The organism is Polynucleobacter sp. JS-JIR-5-A7 (genome assembly GCF_018687935.1).
In the GTDB taxonomy this organism is placed as follows: Bacteria; Pseudomonadota; Gammaproteobacteria; order Burkholderiales; family Burkholderiaceae; genus Polynucleobacter.
On the sequence record NZ_CP061308.1, the window covers coordinates 118,048 to 136,692 of the forward strand.

Genomic DNA, 18,645 nt, shown 5'->3' on the forward strand with positions numbered 1-18,645 from the left:
TAAATGGCGTTACCCCCCTCTAGTTCGCAGGCTCTGAGGATAAAAGGGAGGGCATCCTCATTTTTATGGAGGGCGGTAAGGCAATTGTTGAGATTATTTAGAGACTCAGTTGATGCTGGGTTGACAGAGACAGCTTTTTTAAATGCATTAATGGCGTTTTCGTAATCAAAACCTTTTGCGTAAGCCAGGCCTAAGTAGTGGTGAGATTCAAAAAAATGGACATTTTTAGAAATAGATTTTTTTAGTAAAGAAAGTCCCTTAAGAGGCTCTTCAGAGTCAACATAATATTTGCCTAAGTTATAGAGGGCCTCTGAGGAGCAGTTTTTTTGAGCGCATGCAATAGTCAGTAGTTCAATTGCAACGTTAATATTCCCAGTGCCTCCTTCCAAATAAGCTAGAAGTTCATTGGCTTTTGAAGAGTCGGGATTTTTTTGAAGAATTTTTAACAAGGTTTTTTTAGCAAGGTCAGAATTTCTGACATTCATGTATTGATGCGCAAGTGTGAGCAATGTTGATTCTTCAAGAGTATTCATGAGCATTAGCAGAGATTTGAATGAATACGATTATCCTCTTAGCCTAGTTGCATTGGCATTATGAGAATTTTGCAACTAAGCTATTTCTTCAGGCCATCTCGAATCTCTCTTAACAGAATAATATCTTCGGGGGTTGGTGGTGCTGATGATGGTGCATCCATGATGCGGATCTTATTTACTACTTTCACCATTTGAAAGATAACAAATGCCAGAAGAACAAAGTTGATTGAAATCGTGATGAAGTTGCCATAGGCAAAAATCGGCACCCCCGCTTTTTTGAGCGCATCAAAAGTTCTTGGCACCCCTTCTGGGACGCGCCCAAGAATAAGAAAGAGATTGGTAAAGTCAATATGGCCTCCTAAAAGAGTTGAAAAGACAGGCATAACGATGTCATTTACCAGGGAATCCACGATTTTTCCAAAAGCGCCACCAATAATGACACCCACGGCCAAATCGATCACATTACCCTTGATTGCAAAGTCCCGAAATTCCTTTAAAACACTCATAGATGCCCCCTTTTTTTGGTTGAAAACTAATTAACCCAAGATTAACCCCATAACTTTCTTGCTTACCCCACTTTTTACTTTAAAATGCTAGGTTTAAGTAATTTCCACCCCTAAATACCCTTTCTAGGAATTTTGTAAATGAGTGACAAGCCCAGTATGGACAAGGATCGTCGCAATTGGCTGATCGCCACATCCGCAGTAGGTGGCGTAGGTGCAGCAACAGCCCTTTACCCTTTTGTAGACAGTTTTGAGCCTTCCGAGCGTGCTAAAGCCGCTGGAGCTGCTGTTGAGATCGATATTACTGGCATGAAGCCAGATGAAATGCGCATGGTTGAGTGGCGCGGTAAGCCAGTATGGGTTGTGCGTCGAACCCCAGAGCAGGTTGCTGAATTATCCAAAATTGATGGTGAGTTAGCTGACCCAGATTCATTGCGTGATCCAGCTCAATTTACCCCTTCTTACGCCCAAAATCAATGGCGTTCAATCAAGCCTGAGTATTTGGTAGTAGTGGGCATTTGCACTCACTTAGGCTGCTCTCCAACGCCTAAATTTGAAGCAGGCGCACAGCCTTCTTTACCAAATACTTGGCCAGGCGGTTTTCTTTGCCCTTGTCATGGCTCGACCTTTGACATGGCAGGCCGTGTCTACAAAAACAAACCAGCCCCTGATAATCTTGAAGTTCCGCCACATATGTACTTGAGCGATACCAAGATTCTGGTTGGCGATGACAAGAAGGCCTAAGGAGAGATAAATGGCATTTCAAGAAAAACAAGTCCCAGAAAACGCTCCTCTAGCCCAGAAGGTATTGGCATGGGTTGACTCCCGTTTGCCCGTTACTGATGCATTTAAGCGGCATATGAGTGAGTATTACGCTCCGAAGAATCTGAATTTTTTCTACATCTTTGGAGCTTTAGCCATCGTGGTTTTGGCGATCCAAATTATTACTGGTATTTTCTTGGTCATGAACTACAAGCCTGATGCTGCAAAAGCATTTGAGTCTGTTGAGTACATCATGCGCGAAGTGCCATGGGGCTGGTTGATTCGCTATATGCATTCCACTGGTGCTTCAATGTTCTTCGTAGTGGTTTATTTGCATATGTTCCGCGGCTTGATCTACGGTTCATATCGCAAGCCACGTGAGCTCATTTGGATTTTCGGTTGTGCGATTTTCTTGTGCTTGATGGGCGAAGCTTTCTTTGGCTACTTGCTCCCGTGGGGACAAATGTCATATTGGGGTGCTCAAGTAATCGTTAACTTGTTCTCTGCAATTCCACTTATTGGTCCAGACCTATCGTTATGGTTGCGGGGCGATTATGTTGTGGGTGACGCTACCCTTAATCGCTTCTTTGCATTCCATGTGATTGCGATTCCTTTGGTATTGATTGGCTTGGTTGCTGCTCATATTCTTGCGCTACATGAAGTAGGCTCTAATAATCCAGATGGCGTTGAAATTAAAAATACGCTGGATGCGAATGGGCACCCTGTTGATGGTATTCCATTCCATCCTTTTTATAGCGTACACGATGTAATGTATCTGGGTGGCTTCTTGATGGTGTTTGCTTGCATCGTATTTTTTGCTCCGGAAATGGGCGGATATTTCTTAGAGGCGAATAACTTCATACCAGCAAATCCATTTGTGACCCCAACGCATATTGCACCGGTATGGTATTTCACGCCTTTCTACTCAATGTTGCGCGCAACAACGACTAACTTCTTATTGCCTTTATGGATCTTCTTAGCTGTCATTCTTGGAACGTTTGCTATGAGCGCCAAAGATATCAAAATCAAAGGTATTTGTGCTGCTATTGCAGTGGTTTTGGCTGCCGGCTTCTACGCGCTTGACGCAAAATTTTGGGGTGTGGTCATCATGGGCGGCTCAGTCGTGATTATGTTCTTTTTGCCATGGTTAGATCATTCTCCTGTGAAGTCGATTCGCTATCGTCCACAGTTTCATAAATACATCTATGGCATTTTTGTTGTGACTTTTGTAATCTTGGGTTATTTAGGTATTCAGCCACCATCACCTATCTTTGAAAAGATATCTCAGATCTGCACGATTTATTATCTGGGTTTTTTCTTGGCAATGCCCTTCTGGAGCAAGCTTGGCACATTTAAGCCAGTTCCAGACCGCGTAACTTTTGAGTCCCATTAATTCACGCTTGAGATATCAGCTAAGAGAAATTAGGAACTAGTATGAAACGAATTCTGCAAACTTTGATGGGCATCTGCCAAGTAACGGTATTGGTTACCGCCCTTGGCTTTAGTCTTAACGCCAATGCAAATGAAGGTGGCTTCCCATTGGATACTGCCCCTAACCGTGTCAGTAGCAATGCCTCTTTGCAAAATGGTGCGAAGATATTTGTTAACTACTGCTTGAACTGCCATGCAGCTGCGAGCATGCGTTATAACCGCTTGCGCGATATTGGTTTGACCGATCAACAAATTAAAGACAACTTGATTTTGACTGATGCAAAGGTTGGCGATTTAATGGCCATTGCAATGACGCCAAAAGAAGGTAAGGCTTATTTTGGCAAGACGCCGCCAGATCTCTCTGTTGAGGCTCGTGCGCGGGGTACTGATTGGCTTTATACCTACTTTCGCACTTTCTATAAAGATGACACTACTCAAACCGGTTGGAATAATATGGTGTATCCAAACGTAGGTATGCCGCATGTGCTCTGGCAGTTGCAAGGTGAGCGTGCTGCTAAGTTTGAGGAGCGCAAAGATCCTCATGACGAGAGCAGAATGGAAAAAGTATTCATTGGCTTTGAGCAGTTAACTCCGGGGACGATGAAGCCGCAAGAGTATGACGACAATATTGCTGATTTGGTCGCATTCATGTCTTGGATGGCTGAGCCTGTTCAACTTGAGCGCAAGCGCCTTGGCGTGGTGGCTCTCTTGTTTTTGGCAATCTTCACCATCTTAGCCTGGCGCTTAAATAAAGCTTATTGGAAAGATATCCACTAAAAATAGATGGTGCTAGATTCCCATCTTTCAGTTAAAGCCGCTAGTTGTCATGCGTTTGTTGTATTGAAGTTGAAATTTAAGGAAATAAATTTATGATGGTGTTGTACTCGGGTACTAATTGCCCATTCTCGCAACGCTGCCGTTTGGTGCTTTTTGAAAAAGGTATGGATTTTGAAATCCGTGATGTCGACTTGTTTAATAAACCAGAAGATATCTCAGTGATGAACCCTTATGGTCAAGTTCCCATTCTGGTTGAGCGCGATTTAATTTTGTATGAATCAAACATCATCAATGAATATATTGATGAGCGTTTTCCTCATCCACAGTTGATGCCTCCTGATCCTGTAGCACGCGCACGCGCACGCCTTTTTCTCTTTAATTTTGAAAAAGAGTTGTTTGTCCACGTGGCTGCTTTGGAAAACGAAAAAGGGAAAGCTGCTGAAAAAACTCATGAAAAAGCTCGCTTAGCCATACGTGATCGTTTAACTCAGTTAGCGCCAATTTTCGTAAAGAATAAGTACATGTTGGGCGATGAGTTCTCCATGCTAGATGTCGCTATTGCCCCATTATTATGGCGTCTCGAACACTATGGCATTGATCTTTCTCGTAATGCCGCCGCTCTATTGAAATACGCTGAGCGTATTTTTAGTAGACCCGCTTACATCGAGGCATTGACCCCTTCCGAAAAGGTCATGCGCCGCTAAATTTGCTAGCGGTTCATTTTGCTCAGAATGTCTGGCATCCCAAGTAACAAACCCTACCTAATCCGTGCTCTACATCAGTGGTGTACGGATTTTGGTTTTACACCTTTCATAGCTGTGTTTGTAGATGCTAGCGTTGAGGTGCCCATGGAGTTTGTTAAGAATGACGAGATTGTCTTAAATCTCTCCCTAGAGGCCTGCCATCAGCTAGAAATGGAAAATGATTGGATTAGTTTCCAGGCTAGGTTTGGGGGTATTCCAAAGAAGATTATGGTACCTGTGAGCCATATTTTGGCAATTTATGCTAGGGAGAGCGGCCAGGGAATGTCATTCCCGTTTGATCCATCCCAGATTAGAGATTTGCAGGCTGCAGGCTCATCAGATAATGTGCTTGAAAAGCCAAAAACTGCCAGACCGTCTTTGAAGATTGTGAAATAGGCTAAAATAGTGCCATTGCCCCTTTAGCTCATCTGGTAGAGCAACTGATTTGTAATCAGTAGGTGGTCTGTTCGAGTCGGACAAGGGGCACCATCCAATTTCTGGCATTTAAAATTATCTAGATGTCATATACCAAAATCGGATTTGATGCAGGCTTAATGTCTCTTCGAGGCACTCATGTAGCCATCTTTGATTACGCCCTTCAGAATCAAAAAATTTTAGGAAAAGAGTCGGTTGTCTTCTATGATCGCCGCTCGGAGCATATGCAATCAACAGTTTTACAAAAATTTCAGTCAAAATTTCGATTGATTCCCTATGATCAATTGAATGACATTCAATCTTCAGTTGCTAAACACTCGATCGATGCGATGTACTTAATTAAGTCTGGAGAGTGTGATAACTATTCGGTTGCCAATATTCCTAACTTGATTCATGCAGTCTTTCCCCAGAAATTGCGAGAGATACACGGCGATATTTATGCATTTGTATCGAAGTGGCTTAGTAATGAATGTTCAAATGGAAAGATTCCATTTGTACCCCATATGATTACCTTGCCTTTAAATGGACCCTCGCTAAAAAATAGTTTAGGTATTTCGGGGCATTCGACTATCTTCGGGTGCTATGGAGGGAGCGATAGTTTCAATATTGGATTTGTAAGATCAACAATTGCTGAAGTGCTGGCCCAAAGTCCTCACACTTTCTTTCTTTTTATGAATATCGATCATCCCCGAGCAATTTTTTTGCCAGGCAATTCTGATCCTTTATATAAATCTAGCTTCATTAACACCTGCGATGCTATGATTCATGCTCGCGGCATTGGTGAGAGTTTTGGTTTGGCTTGCGGCGAATTCTCAATACATAATAAGCCAGTAATTACATATGCGCTTTCACCGCAACGAAATCATATTGATGTTCTAGGAAAAAAAGCTATCTTGTATAGGGGGCCTAGGGAGCTTCAAAAAATCTTTTTAGATTTTGATAAGTCTTGGTATCAAAAACAAGATTGGGATTGTTACTCCCTTGATTTTTCCCCGCCAGTTGTTATGAAAAAGTTTGCATCAGTTTTTCTAGATGAGCGGGTATTGCCAGTAGAAAAAATCCAAATAAGTCCTTTGGATATGGCAGTTATTCAAACAAAACGCTTCAGAAAAAAATACGCAGCTTATCGCGAAAGTTATATCAATAATTAGCTTAGCGAAGAAGTACGATTTTTTTTGTTTCAGGCAGATATAAGAACGCAATAATCGCACTAGCTGCTAAAAATAGTGTTGGATACCAGAGGCCGGCAATACTACTCGCCAATTTTTGATTGATCCACATCACAATTAGTGGTAATAGTCCTCCAATCCAGCCAGCAGCTAAATTATGTGGAAGAGTTGCGGCACTGTTACGATTTTTAGCTGGAAATAGTTCTGCCAAGAGTGCAGTCTGTGGCCCCACTACTAGTCCAAGGGATAACGCAAGTACCATCAATATTGCTCCTATTCCCAGTAGTGAACTGAAAGCCGGAGACTGAATATATAGATTGCCCAAGACCTGAAGTAATTGAAAGGCGGGTTGTATAAAAATTACTCCAAGAATAATACCGCTCAAAATAATGGGCTTTCGGCCAACTCGATCCGAAAGCCATCCGGCAAAGATTGTTAGAGGAAAAAGCACGATGGTAGCGAAGATGCTGAATTGATCAACTAATGCTGGATTTAGTCCTACAGATATTTTCAAAAAAATCGCTGTGTAAACCTGAACGCAAAAGAATAAAATTGCTCCGCTAGAGGATATGCAAAAAAATAACAAAATCATTCTCTTGCGTATTTCTGGATCTTTGAAATTATTGATTAGCTGTGATTCATTTTTCTCAACATTTTTACTGAGCTCTAAAAATATGGGGGTTTCCTCAAGAGCCATACGTGCTTTGAATGCAATAAGCAGCAGCAATATCGAAATCCAAAACGGCACGCGCCAACCCCATGCCTGAAATTCTTCTGGTGAAAGCCATTGCTGAAGGGAGGCAATTTGCATTGTCGATACTAAGATCCCCAATGGCCCCATTAGTTGTAAAAAACTTGTTTTGAACCCTCGGTTTTCGTTGCCCGCATGTTCTGTGAGATAGACGGCACTGCCACCAATTTCACCCCCAGCAGAGAGCCCCTGAAGTAGTCGTAAGCCAACTAAAAGTATGGGCGCCCAAATGCCAATTTGGGCATAGGTCGGTAAAAAGCCTATGCTTACGGTTGCTATACCCATTAAGGCAATTGTGATCATAAAGACCGGTTTTCGGCCTATGCGATCCCCCAAAGACCCAAATATGGCTGATCCAATAGGCCTTACTACCATTCCAACCCCAAAAGTTGCAAGGCTGGCTAAAAGACCCGTATTAGGGTCATTGGAGGGAAAAAATAAAGGACCAAGAACAACTGCTAGGGTTGCAAATGTTAGGAAGTCGTACCACTCTAGAAAAGTCCCAAAACAAGCGGCAATAGCCACCTTTCTGTAATGCTGTGAAGCTCTTACTTCTTCTATCTTTTTAAGATTGTTCAATTTATTCAGAATCTGATGAAGATTCTATTAGGGGGGCGGATAGATTTTTGCTGGGTTTAACGCCGAGTTCACGCACTCTCTCTGCAGAGCGAATCAAATTACCTTTGCCAGTCTTCAGTTTATTAAAGACATCGTGGTAGCTAGTTTGAGCCTGGTCCAATCGCTGACCGAGTTTCTCGAGATCCTCTACAAATCCTACAAACTTGTCGTAGAGACTGCCGCATTGTTTTGCAATCTCTAAAGCGTTGCGGTTTTGGTGATCCTGCCTCCAGAGATGGGCCACTGTTCGCAGAGTAGCCATTAAAGTGCTTGGGCATACCAACACAATATTTTTGGCAAGCGCTTCTTGATATAAGTTTGGCGCAGTTTTCAGGGCTAGCAAGAACGCAGGCTCAATGGGAACAAACATGAGTACAAAATCTACGGATCCTGCGCCATAGAGAGAGCTGTAGTTCTTTCCAGATAACCCTTGGATATGCTGACGTAATGATTGAATATGGGTAGCCAGTTCTCGCTCTGCAGTATCTGCATCGGTGGTTTCTGCATGGCGGGCATAGGCCGTAATCGATACTTTGCTATCAACCACCAAACTCCTACCTTCGGGAAGTTTAATTACTACATCAGGTTGAAGGCGTGAGCCATCACTTTGTGTATGGCTATCTTGAACTACATATTCCTCGCCTTTACGAAGACCTGATGATTCAAGAATGGATTCAAGCACTAGTTCACCCCAGTTGCCTTGAACTTTGGAGTCACCCTTTAGGGCTTGAGTCAAAGAGCGAGTCTCATCTGACATGCGTAAATTGAGATTTGCTAGGCGCTCAATTTCACTTTTGAGTGCAAAGCGTTCACGGGCTTCATTCCCATAGGAGGTATTAACTTGCTCTTTGAATTCAGTGAGCTTGGTTTGCAATGGTTTTAAAAGAGCATCAAGGCTAGCAGCGTTTTGTTCTGTGAAACGTTTGGATTTGTCTTCCAGAATTTCATTAGCCAAATTTTTGAATTGGCTAGTTAGTGCTTCTTTAGCTTCATTGAGCGACTCAATCCGTCCAAGTCCTTGTTTGCGTTCTGAATCAAGTTCTGCTTCAAGCCGAATGGCGTTTTGTAATGCTTGATCTCGTTCAGCTCTTAGGCTGAGAGCTGAAGCAATTTCTGTTTTGGCTTGAAGTTCAGCTCTAGTAATACTAGAGCGTAAATTTAGTACATAAACCAAAAGGCCTGCGCACAATCCGAGTGGCAGACCAAATAGTAGAAGGGAACTTAGATCAAAAGTCACCAGGAAAACGAATTTAAGCTTTAACTAATTTTTGAAGTTCACCAGACTCGAACATCTCTGACATGATGTCTGAGCCACCGATGAATTCACCATTGATATAGAGCTGAGGTATTGTTGGCCAATTGGCAAATTGCTTAATACCTTCCCGAATCCCGGCATCTTCCAATACATTGACAGTATGGAGTGTTTCAACGCCACTAGCGCGAAGAATATTGATGGCGTTGCCAGAGAAGCCGCACTGCGGAAATTGAGCAGTACCCTTCATAAACAAAACAACGGGATGGCTAGTAACGATTTCTTTGATTTGAGCTTGAGTATCCATAAATTCTTTCTATAAAAACGATAACGATAGTTTGACGCCTGCTATGGGTTTGATTTTAAGACTTAATGCAAAAAAGGGTGATTTAAGGTCTCATTTTCGTGCTGATACTGCCCGGTTATGACCAGCTAAATCTTGGTGGGTTTGAATATCGCACAATCCTGCATCTTTCATCAGGCTGACCACCGCCTCTGATTGATCAAACCCATGCTCCACGGCAATCAGACCCATGGATTTTAAGTGGTTTGAAGCCCCATGAATGATTGCTTCAAGGCAGGTGAGCCCATTGGCATGGTCGGTTAATGCGGAAATGGGTTCAAAACGTAGATCGCCTTGAGTGAGATGGGGATCCTCGTTAGCGATATAGGGAGGGTTGCTTAAGATGACATCAAACAAGGTGATATCTCCCAAGGCTTCATACCAGCTCCCTTGGGCAAATTGCACCCTAGATTCAAGATCTAACTGCTTTGCATTGGCTCTAGCAATTGCGAGGGCCTCAGGAGACTGATCAGTTGCAGTAACGATGGCATCTGGAGCTGCATGAGCAATTGCTAATGCAATCGCGCCAGAACCCGTTCCCAGATCAAGCAACTTAGGGGTGGAAACCTCATTTTCAATTCGCCCAATCTCACGAAGTCCAATGTCTACTAGTAGCTCAGTTTCAGGTCGTGGTATCAATACCCCTGATGCAACCTGTAGTTCAATATTGTGGAAGCCTCGTTTACCGATGAGGTAGGCAATAGGTTCACCTTTTAGTCGCCTCAATTCAAGTACTTTCCAGTCCTCAAGGGCATTGGCATTCAGCTCCATATCATCACGCGATAGCAGGGCAGAGCGCGGAAGTTGGTAGTGCTTATCCAGTACATTTGCCATCAGAATGCGCGCTTCATTTAGGGGAAGAGGCGAAGCGCCCAACAAAGAGCGCAGACTGAAATCTTGACTCATGAAAGTGATGCTATCGCTTAATTGTCACCAAGAGCGGCAAGTAATTCTGCTTGATGCTCAGATGCAAGGGCATTGCAAAGATCATTAATATCGCCATCCATCATGGCATCAATTTTGTAGAGCGTAAGATTAATGCGGTGATCGGTAATACGACCTTGTGGAAAGTTGTAAGTCCGAATGCGGTCACTACGATCGCCTGAGCCAATCAAGGATTTCCTAGTTTGTGCTTCGAGCTGATGCTTCTCACGCTCGCGTGCATCCATGATGCGTGAAACCAATACTTTCATTGCCTGCTCACGGTTGCGGTGTTGGCTGCGATCGTCCTGACATTCCACTACGGTGCCTGTTGGTAGGTGAGTAATACGAACAGCTGAATCCGTCTTATTAATGTGCTGGCCACCAGCACCAGAAGCACGGAAGGTATCGATGCGTAATTCGGCAGGATTAATTTTAACGGCCTCTAGTTCATCAGCTTCTGGCATGACTGCAACGGTACAAGCAGATGTATGAATACGTCCTTGGGTCTCTGTTTGGGGTACACGTTGTACGCGATGACCGCCCGACTCAAATTTCAGGCGCGAGTATACAGATTGACCTACCAAGCGCAGGACAACCTCTTTATAACCCCCTAAATCGGATTCAGCTGCACTGACTACTTCCACTTTCCAGCCTTGACGTTCTGCAAAGCGGGTATACATCCGCAAAAGATCGCCAGCAAATAGAGCACTTTCATCGCCGCCAGTCCCCGCACGAATCTCTAAGAACACATTGCGCTCATCATTTTCGTCTTTGGGTAACAAGAGCTTTTGCAGTGCTGCCTCAAGCTCTTCCATAGTTGATTGAGCTTGTTTCTGCTCTTCGTCCGCAAAGTCCTTCATATCGGGATCTTTGCGCATCTCTTCTGCAGCTTGCGCGTCCGCCTCAGCCTGTTTGTAAAGGCCAAATTGCTCAACGACAGTTGCAATATCCGAATGCTCACGCGTGAGCTTCCGATAAGCATCCATATCTTTGGTTGCTTCTTCAGAAGTTAAAAGGGAGTTGAGTTCGGCTAAGCGCGTGTCTAGATGATCTAGCTTAGCCCGCATGCTGGGCTTCATCTAATGGTCTTCTGGTTTGGAATGTGAGGCGAATAGTTTTGGTAACAATTTAATCAAAGCATCACGCTCAGCGCCGTTTGAGTGCTGCAAAGCATGGAGTGAGCCATGCAAGAATTTATTGGTAAGACCTTGTGCCATTGCATTAAGGACTTCTTGTGGATCATCACCACGTATTAAGCGTTTCATGGCACGCTCTAACTCAAGTTGTCTTAAACGCTCGCCTTGCTGCTGAATATCTTGAATTATAGGAACGGCATTACGGCCTTGCATCCAATGCATAAAATTACCAACACGATCTTCAATGATCGCCTCTGCTTGGCTCACAGCCGCTTGGCGCAAACTTGCTCCTGTTTGAATCATGACACCTAAGTCATCAACTGTATAAAGATACACATCACCCAGCCTAGAAATTTCTGGCTCAAAGTCACGCGGCACTGCTAAATCAATCATCACCATAGGCTTTTGGCGGCGCTGCTTGAGAGCACTTTCTACCATCCCCAAGCCAATGATAGGCAAAGATGAAGCAGTGCTTGAAACAATAATGTCGAACTCATGTAAGCGGCTAGGGAGTTCAGAAAGCTTGAAGGATTCAGCTTGGATATCTTGTTCAGCAATCGAGTCTGCTAATTCTTGTCCACGTTCGATAGTGCGATTGGCAATGGCTACATTTTTTGGTTTACGAGCAACAAAGTGAGTTGCGCATAATGTGATCATTTCACCAGCGCCAATGAATAAAACTTTTTGATTGGATATTTTTTCAAAGATCCGCTCTGAAAGTCGCACTGATGCAGCAGCCATAGAAATCGAGTGCGCGCCAATTTCAGTAGAGCCGCGAACTTCCTTGGCAACGGCAAACGTTTTTTGAAATAACTGATTGAGGTAAGTGCCCAAAACACCTGCATCATTTGCAGTACGGACAGCATCTTTCATCTGACCCAAAATTTGGGTTTCACCAATCACCATCGAATCTAAACCGCAGGCTACTCTAAAGGCATGACGCACGGCATCGGATTGGGGAAGAGAGTAGATGTGCGGTTCAAGACTGCTTGGGGCAAGCTGCTGAGTTTTGGCAAGCCAATCAAACGTCGCTTCGTGAAGAATATCGGCAGCATGAGGATCATTGGCGGCGCAATAGACCTCGGTGCGGTTGCAAGTTGATAGGATGGTGGCTTCGGGCAGGCCGGATTGATTCGCCCCAAGCAAATGTTGGCGAAGATCGTGCAACGCTTCTTGAAGAAATTCAGGATCAAAGGCGACCTTTTCCCGAATGGCGACCGGCGCTGTGTGATGATTGATGCCGAGTGTCAACAACTTCATAATGGTGATTATAGATTTGATGACGTCATTATTGGGGGTAAGAATGGGGTTTTTGGCTTTTCTGCTAATTGGGGGTTTATCTGGGGCTTCTTCCTGGATTTTTTACCCTGGTCGATCCAGAAGTCCAAACACTTTAGGCTTCCTCATGGCTGCATTGATGGGCTTTATTGCAGCGGCAGCAAGCTCTTACTTGGGTCAATACACCGGTTTTTTTCAATCCGGCCAAATGCTAGAGTGGCTTGCAGCTATCTTGGCCTCTTGCACCATTGGGTGCATCTATACCGCTTTCGCTAAATAGATCGACTTGCTCCCCTTTTCTTGGGGCTTTTGCAGAGCTATTAATCCATTCAATAGGAGCAAGCTTATTTGCTAGTAGCCATTCATTGGTTTTGGTGAAGTGATTACAACTACCAGCGCCACCCGGATCTAAAAACGGCTTATCGGTTTTATAGACTCCTAGCCCTGAAGGATGTGAGGATTGCAAAATCAACTGATCTTTTCCTGCTTCAATGAGGGGTAACTTAGATTGAGCATGCCCTCCCCAAAGCATCCAGACTAAGCATGGCTTTTCTAGAGCAAGCGATGAAATTAAGCGATCAATTAGATCTTGCCATCCGAGCTTAGTATGACTACCGGCTTCACCTAATTGAACGCTGAGTGCCGTGTTGAGCAGCAGCACTCCTTGCTTGCTCCAAGCGTGTAAGTCACCATTAGGGAGGCTACCAAAACCCTCAAGTGTTAGTGCCTTGCTAATATTGCGCAGCGAACTCGGAAACGCACGAGAATTTGTTGGAATGCTCTCGGGAATTGAAAATGCAAGCCCTTGAGCAAGCCTGGGTGAGTGATAGGGATCTTGTCCAATAATCACGACCTTTACTGAATTTAATGGGGTTAACTTGAGCGCTTTAAAAAAATTCTGTGGCTCAGGGCAGACACTTGCAAAATCAGCATCTAAGACTGCTCGAATATTTTTTTCTAAATTACTCCAAGCCGGTGAAGCGAAATAGTCACCCAATAATTTACGCCAGTCCTGCGGGATATCATCTTTAGAAAAAGAGGACATTAGTTTTGTTTGGAGCTAGTGTTCGCCGAAATCAGCTCATATTGTGCCGGGAGCTGAGTAGGTCCTAGAACCAAGATACGTTCATGTTCAAGATCGTCGCGATAAAACGATATGCTGATGGTCTCGTTTTCTGAAAGACCCTGGAGTACCTTATCCCAGCGTGTATTCGTGATGCGTTGACCATTGATGCTTGCTAGTAAGTCACCTGCTGCTAAGCCTGCTGCTTGTGCTGCACCACCATCTAACACATGAGTGACTTTAAGCCAGCCATTGACATCAGTGTGGCGTATACCTAGCTGCAACTTTATTTTCTCCAGCTTAGTTTGTGTTTTCGGTTTCACTGACACTAGCTTTGAAGTAATCCATGTTTGAATTGGAATATCTTCGACGCCAAAAACATAGCGAGACTTGATGTCGCTCCATATTTTGCTAAAGCCATTTCCTAGTAGCTCATAGATCAACTCATCCAAGCCATCCTCAGAAATTCCATCTAATGTGACGCCGTGTCTTTGCCAAATGAGGCGCATGAGATCATCCAAAGATTTTTTATTCTTGGAGAATGAACGAATTTGTAAATCTAAGCCTAGGGCTAGCAAAGCCCCTTTACCGTAATAGCTCACAACTGCGTTAGGAGTGTTCTCATCTGCTTGGTAGTACTTGGTCCAAGCATCAAATGAGCTATCAGCCAAGCTTTGCTTTAATCTGCCTGGCCCACGTAAGACGCCGTTCCAATTATCAGAAACCAGCTTCAAATACGTGCTTAGATCAATGCGTTTGCTACGGAATAGTTGCAGATCATCATAGTAGCTAGTAAAGCCTTCAAATAACCAAAGAAGGCGAGTGTGATGTCTATCTCCTAGTGCGTAGGGTTGGAAAGCCTTCGGCTGAATACGCTTTACTAACCATGCATGGAAATACTCATGACTACATAAGCCTAAGAATTCACGATAACTTACTTCGTCTAAGGGAATATTCTTCTGCGGGATTTGATCTCGACGACACAATAGTGCAGTGCTATTGCGATGCTCAAGACCACCATAAGCATTTAAAACAGCATTGACTAAAAATAAGTAGTTAGTGAATGGCGCCTTTTTTATTTTGGGCTCGAAAAGATTGATAGTGCAAGAGCAAATTGCTTGCAAGTCACTTGCTAGGCGTACTTCATCAATTGGATTTATACATCCTTGAATCGCCATGCTATGAGACGTATTGTTTGATTTCCAGTGCACCATCTGAAACTCGCCCATAGCCACTGGGTGATCAATCAGATCATCATAGTTTTGGGCAAGATAAAACCCAAAACCACGCTCATCAGTTTTTGCAGATCGCAAAGTGGTTTGCACAGTCCAGTGATCAGCAAATCCACCTTCAGGCGACACGATTGCTAAAGAGCAGGGAATATTTTCTTGCCCCTTGACTGTCAGGCAGAGACTGGTTGCGTTGAAGAATGCACGTTCTGTATCAAGGTAAGCTGCTCGAACAGAGTTATCGAAAGCATAAACTGTTGTCAGGATATCTACGGCACCAACCGCTGTTGGTAAAAGCCATTGATTGTTATCAATACGCTCCAGAGCAATTTTTTTCTTAGTGGATTCTGCGCTAAACGCCTCGATGGTTTCAATATGTTTTGAAAAGTCCCGAATCAAATAGCTGCCCGGTATCCATGCAGGCATTTGTAGAATTTGTCCTTTGGGATCAGGGTGAGCAATATGAAGCTTTACCTGAAAACGATGGCCATGAAGGTCTGCAGGCCAGACAGTGTATTGAATTGCTGGCAGATCGGTTTTATTCATTATTCTTTAATTCGTTATTTCAGAGACGAAAATTTCTTTTCAATATCGGCAATCTGAACTGCGCCTGGGAAGCGGCTGCCATCGGTAAAGAAGAGGGTAGGGGTGCCGGTGATGCCATAGGTTTTGGCAAAGGTTAGATTTTTATCTAGTGGATTACTACAGTCCGTTTTCCCGGTAGGCGCAATACCATTGACCATCCAATCAATATAAGCTTTATTAGGATCAGCTGAGCACCATATCTGCTTAGATTTCTGTGCGGAGTCTGCCGAGAGAATCGGAATGAGATAGGTATAAATAGTGACATTGTCTAATTGCTGCAACGATTTCTCGAGGCGCTTGCAATAGCCACAATTTGGATCTGAAAAAATAGCTAATTGGCGAGTGCCATTGCCCCGTACTACCTTGAAGGCATTAGCTTGATTAAGATCAGCCCATTTAATTCGGTTTAAGTCAGTCTGTCTTTGCTCCGTAATGTTTTTACCAGTAGCGAGCTCAATGATTTCACCTTGGATTAGGTATTTTCCTGAGCTGTCAGTGTAGAAAATATCATTACCCACCAGCACCTCATATAGCCCGGGTACTGGTGCAGGCGTAACGCTGCGTACTTTAGCATTTGCACCTAGTTTTTTCTGGATATCTGCTTTGATTTGCTGATCAACTTGGGCTTGAACTGATCCAGAAAAAATCATGCTGGTGCACATGAATGCAAGCATGGATAAAGCTACCGATAAAAATTTATTCAAAATCAATTTCTCCTAATGCGCGCTCAATGAGGCGCTGTTTAATGAAGTGACTTTTATTCACCAAGCCTAGCCCCCAATTACGTAACTGCTTTTCAGTGCTGCTGCTACCAGAGAACAATTTTTTCAACTTATCGGTAACCCATAAAAGTGCGCTAGTGTCGCCTTGTCGCTGACGTTCATAGCGACGTAATAAGTTCAGATCGCTTAGTGAGCGAAAAGATTCCCGTTTGCTAAAGATATTGAGTAGAACGGCTACATCTCTCAATCCCAAGTTGAGGCCTTGGCCTGCTAGTGGGTGCATAACATGAGCCGCATCGCCAATCAATACCACTTTTGGATTTGCCTCTGGGCCAATAAAGCGCGTAGCCCGAATCTTTCTTAGTGGATATGCGGCAGGAGCGGAGTTAAGGGTGAGCTCGCCCAATTGTTTAGTAATTGCACCATTCGCAATGGATGTGAAACGATCTAACCACTGGGATTGACTCAGTTGCAAGAGTTCTGCAGCCAGCTCCGGTGAAGTAGACCACACCATAGATACTTGTTTATTGGGCAAGGGGAGCATGGCAACAATATCACCCCCTGGTAGGAACCACTGAAAAGCAGTTTCTAGGTGAGGATAAGTACAAGTCCAATTGGCTACAACAGCACTTTGTGAATAACTTTCTTCGTTAGCACTGATACCAATCTCAGATCGAATCGGTGAGTTCGCGCCATCAGCAGCGATCACGAGCGATGCGCGAATAATGCCACCATTTTTTAAATATAATGAACTTCCTTCTGTATCAACTTCAATTTTTTCTACAGTATCTGAAATCCGCTCTAATTTATTTTGAAAACGCGATGCTTGATCTAGTGTGTGCTCGATAAAATTCGATTCACCAATCCATGCGAGTTGTGGTGTACCAGCTTCAAATGCAGAAAGATGAAGCTGATCATTTTTCTCGCCGCGATCACCGTATATCCGCATATCGCGGACCACTTGAAGGCGACTATGGTCTAGTGCATCCCAAATCTGTAAATGGGCCAGGAGCTTTTGGGTGCTCGGTGAAAAGGCATAAATTCGTTGGCCCCATTGACTTCCTTGAGGGTTAGGGACGGTTTGCCCTAAATCAGGGGCAATTTCTAGGGTCTGAAGCCCAAGTTGAGCCATGCCAAGGGCACAAGCCTTGCCAGTAATGCCTCCACCGACCACAACAACATCAACAGAGCGAATTTGTGGCGAATGGGAAGGCATCTTAGATAAATGATTTGAGTGAGCTTCTGACATAACTCGATGATATCGAAACCAGCCCCTTTACAATAAAGCCATGTCTTTAAAATGTGGCATCGTCGGCCTGCCTAATGTCGGCAAATCTACCCTCTTTAATGCGCTTACCAAGGCTGGGATCGCAGCGGAAAACTATCCTTTCTGCACGATTGAGCCTAATGTAGGCGTAGTTGAGGTTCCTGACCCCCGTCTGGCTGCTTTGGCTGAGATCGTGAAGCCTGAGCGAATTCTGCCTGCCGCAGTAGAGTTTGTTGATATTGCAGGATTAGTGGCGGGTGCCTCAAAAGGCGAAGGTCTTGGCAATCAATTTTTGGCCAATATTCGGGAAACTGACGCTATTACCCATGTGGTGCGCTGTTTTGAAGATCCTAACGTGATCCACGTCGCAGGCAAGATTGATCCGATTGCTGATATTGGTGTCATTGATACCGAGCTAGCACTCTCTGATTTAGCGACAGTGGAAAAGACACTCAATCGTTCTACTAAAGCTGCAAAGTCAGGTAATGATAAAGAGGCTGCTGCTTTGGTGGCGGTCCTAACAAAAGTTCAAGCCCATCTAGACTCTGCTTTACCGGTGCGCAGTATGAATTTATCTGATGATGAAAAACTCCTAATTAAGCCCCTTTGCTTGATTACCGCCAAGCCTGCGATGTATGTAGCCAATGTAAAAGAAGATGGCTTTGAAAATAATCCACATCTTGAGGCTGTCAAGCAACATGCTTCTAAAGAAAAAGCCCCAGTTGTGGCTGTATGTGCAGCGATTGAGGCTGAAATTGCCGATTTAGATGATGCAGATAAAACGGAGTTCTTGGCTGATTTAGGGATGGAAGAGCCGGGCTTAGATCGTGTCATCCGTGCGGGTTATTCATTGTTGGGTCTACATACTTATTTCACGGCAGGTGTTAAAGAAGTACGCGCTTGGACTATTCACCAAGGCGATACTGCTCCACAAGCCGCTGGTGTGATCCATACCGATTTTGAGCGCGGGTTTATTCGGGCGCAAACTATTGCTTATGATGACTTCATTCAATTTAAGGGTGAGTCAGGCGCTAAAGAAGCCGGCAAGATGCGCGCTGAAGGGAAAGAGTATGTTGTAAAAGATGGCGATGTCTTGAACTTCTTGTTCAATGTATAAATCTTGA

The 18,645-nt window shown here is 44.1% G+C and carries 19 protein-coding genes and 1 tRNA gene; 8 read left to right on the top strand and 12 right to left on the bottom strand.

The features are described from left to right. A partial coding sequence (locus AOC29_RS00685) for a lipopolysaccharide assembly protein LapB (RefSeq protein WP_215296153.1) occupies positions 1-533 on the bottom strand: 533 nt, incomplete at its 3' end. Positions 534-613: 80 nt separating this feature from the next. Next, entirely contained in the window at positions 614-1,039 is a 426-nt protein-coding gene (gene mscL, locus AOC29_RS00690) for a large conductance mechanosensitive channel protein MscL (RefSeq protein WP_215296154.1), read from the bottom strand. A 138-nt stretch (positions 1,040-1,177) separates the two neighbouring features. Between mscL and petA the strand changes: the two genes are divergently transcribed. The 7 genes from petA to AOC29_RS00725 all read left to right on the top strand — a co-directional run bounded on the left by petA (position 1,178) and on the right by AOC29_RS00725 (position 6,335). Then, complete coding sequence (gene petA, locus AOC29_RS00695) at positions 1,178-1,780, top strand: ubiquinol-cytochrome c reductase iron-sulfur subunit (protein ID WP_215296155.1); 603 nt, start codon at positions 1,178-1,180, stop codon at positions 1,778-1,780. Between the two features lie 10 nt (positions 1,781-1,790). After that, complete coding sequence (locus AOC29_RS00700) at positions 1,791-3,191, top strand: cytochrome bc complex cytochrome b subunit (protein WP_215296156.1); 1,401 nt, start codon at positions 1,791-1,793, stop codon at positions 3,189-3,191. A gap of 41 nt (positions 3,192-3,232) precedes the next feature. Continuing rightward, positions 3,233-4,006, top strand: coding sequence for a cytochrome c1 (locus AOC29_RS00705; protein ID WP_215296157.1), 774 nt, complete (start codon positions 3,233-3,235; stop codon positions 4,004-4,006). A 92-nt stretch (positions 4,007-4,098) separates the two neighbouring features. Beyond that, entirely contained in the window at positions 4,099-4,710 is a 612-nt protein-coding gene (locus tag AOC29_RS00710) for a glutathione S-transferase N-terminal domain-containing protein (RefSeq protein WP_028819209.1), read from the top strand. Between the two features lie 27 nt (positions 4,711-4,737). Continuing rightward, the gene (locus AOC29_RS00715; RefSeq protein WP_215296158.1) at positions 4,738-5,145 is read left to right on the top strand and encodes a ClpXP protease specificity-enhancing factor; all 408 of its coding nucleotides are present in this window, start codon (positions 4,738-4,740) and stop codon (positions 5,143-5,145) included. 17 nt (positions 5,146-5,162) lie between these two features. Further along, a tRNA-Thr gene (locus tag AOC29_RS00720) sits at positions 5,163-5,238 on the top strand. Between the two features lie 29 nt (positions 5,239-5,267). Beyond that, positions 5,268-6,335: a hypothetical protein gene (locus AOC29_RS00725; protein ID WP_251370021.1), complete on the top strand. Its 1,068-nt coding sequence runs from the start codon at positions 5,268-5,270 to the stop codon at positions 6,333-6,335. Position 6,336: 1 nt separating this feature from the next. On the opposite strand, the gene AOC29_RS00730 is transcribed toward AOC29_RS00725, so the two are convergent. The 10 genes from AOC29_RS00730 to AOC29_RS00775 all read right to left on the bottom strand — a co-directional run bounded on the left by AOC29_RS00730 (position 6,337) and on the right by AOC29_RS00775 (position 17,503). After that, entirely contained in the window at positions 6,337-7,683 is a 1,347-nt protein-coding gene (locus AOC29_RS00730) for an MFS transporter (RefSeq protein ID WP_215296159.1), read from the bottom strand. A gap of 1 nt (position 7,684) precedes the next feature. Beyond that, positions 7,685-8,959 (bottom strand): DNA recombination protein RmuC, encoded by a 1,275-nt coding sequence (rmuC, locus tag AOC29_RS00735; protein ID WP_215296160.1) that lies wholly within the window; start codon positions 8,957-8,959, stop codon positions 7,685-7,687. 13 nt (positions 8,960-8,972) lie between these two features. Next, positions 8,973-9,281, bottom strand: a complete 309-nt coding sequence (gene grxD / locus AOC29_RS00740) for a Grx4 family monothiol glutaredoxin (RefSeq protein ID WP_215296161.1) — start codon at positions 9,279-9,281, stop codon at positions 8,973-8,975. Positions 9,282-9,371: 90 nt separating this feature from the next. After that, positions 9,372-10,223, bottom strand: coding sequence for a peptide chain release factor N(5)-glutamine methyltransferase (gene prmC, locus AOC29_RS00745; RefSeq protein ID WP_215296162.1), 852 nt, complete (start codon positions 10,221-10,223; stop codon positions 9,372-9,374). Positions 10,224-10,240: 17 nt separating this feature from the next. Beyond that, entirely contained in the window at positions 10,241-11,320 is a 1,080-nt protein-coding gene (gene prfA, locus AOC29_RS00750) for a peptide chain release factor 1 (protein WP_215296163.1), read from the bottom strand. Beyond that, positions 11,321-12,637, bottom strand: coding sequence for a glutamyl-tRNA reductase (gene hemA, locus AOC29_RS00755; RefSeq protein ID WP_215296164.1), 1,317 nt, complete (start codon positions 12,635-12,637; stop codon positions 11,321-11,323). It lies immediately after the preceding gene. A 229-nt stretch (positions 12,638-12,866) separates the two neighbouring features. Next, a complete protein-coding gene (locus AOC29_RS00760) occupies positions 12,867-13,700 on the bottom strand; it encodes a uracil-DNA glycosylase (RefSeq protein ID WP_215296165.1) in 834 nt (277 codons plus the stop codon). Next, on the bottom strand, positions 13,700-15,493 hold the full coding sequence (locus AOC29_RS00765; RefSeq protein WP_215296166.1) for a M61 family metallopeptidase: 1,794 nt from the start codon (positions 15,491-15,493) through the stop codon (positions 13,700-13,702). The genes AOC29_RS00760 and AOC29_RS00765 overlap by 1 nt, the downstream gene beginning before the upstream one ends. Positions 15,494-15,507: 14 nt before the next feature. Beyond that, the gene (locus tag AOC29_RS00770; RefSeq protein WP_251370022.1) at positions 15,508-16,236 is read right to left on the bottom strand and encodes a DsbC family protein; all 729 of its coding nucleotides are present in this window, start codon (positions 16,234-16,236) and stop codon (positions 15,508-15,510) included. Continuing rightward, positions 16,229-17,503 (bottom strand): FAD-dependent monooxygenase, encoded by a 1,275-nt coding sequence (locus AOC29_RS00775; protein ID WP_215296167.1) that lies wholly within the window; start codon positions 17,501-17,503, stop codon positions 16,229-16,231. The genes AOC29_RS00770 and AOC29_RS00775 overlap by 8 nt, the downstream gene beginning before the upstream one ends. Positions 17,504-17,543: 40 nt before the next feature. Here AOC29_RS00775 and ychF point away from each other — a divergent pair, with 40 nt between their 5' ends. Then, a complete protein-coding gene (gene ychF, locus AOC29_RS00780; RefSeq protein WP_215296168.1) occupies positions 17,544-18,638 on the top strand; it encodes a redox-regulated ATPase YchF in 1,095 nt (364 codons plus the stop codon). The last annotated feature ends 7 nt before the right edge of the window (positions 18,639-18,645 follow it).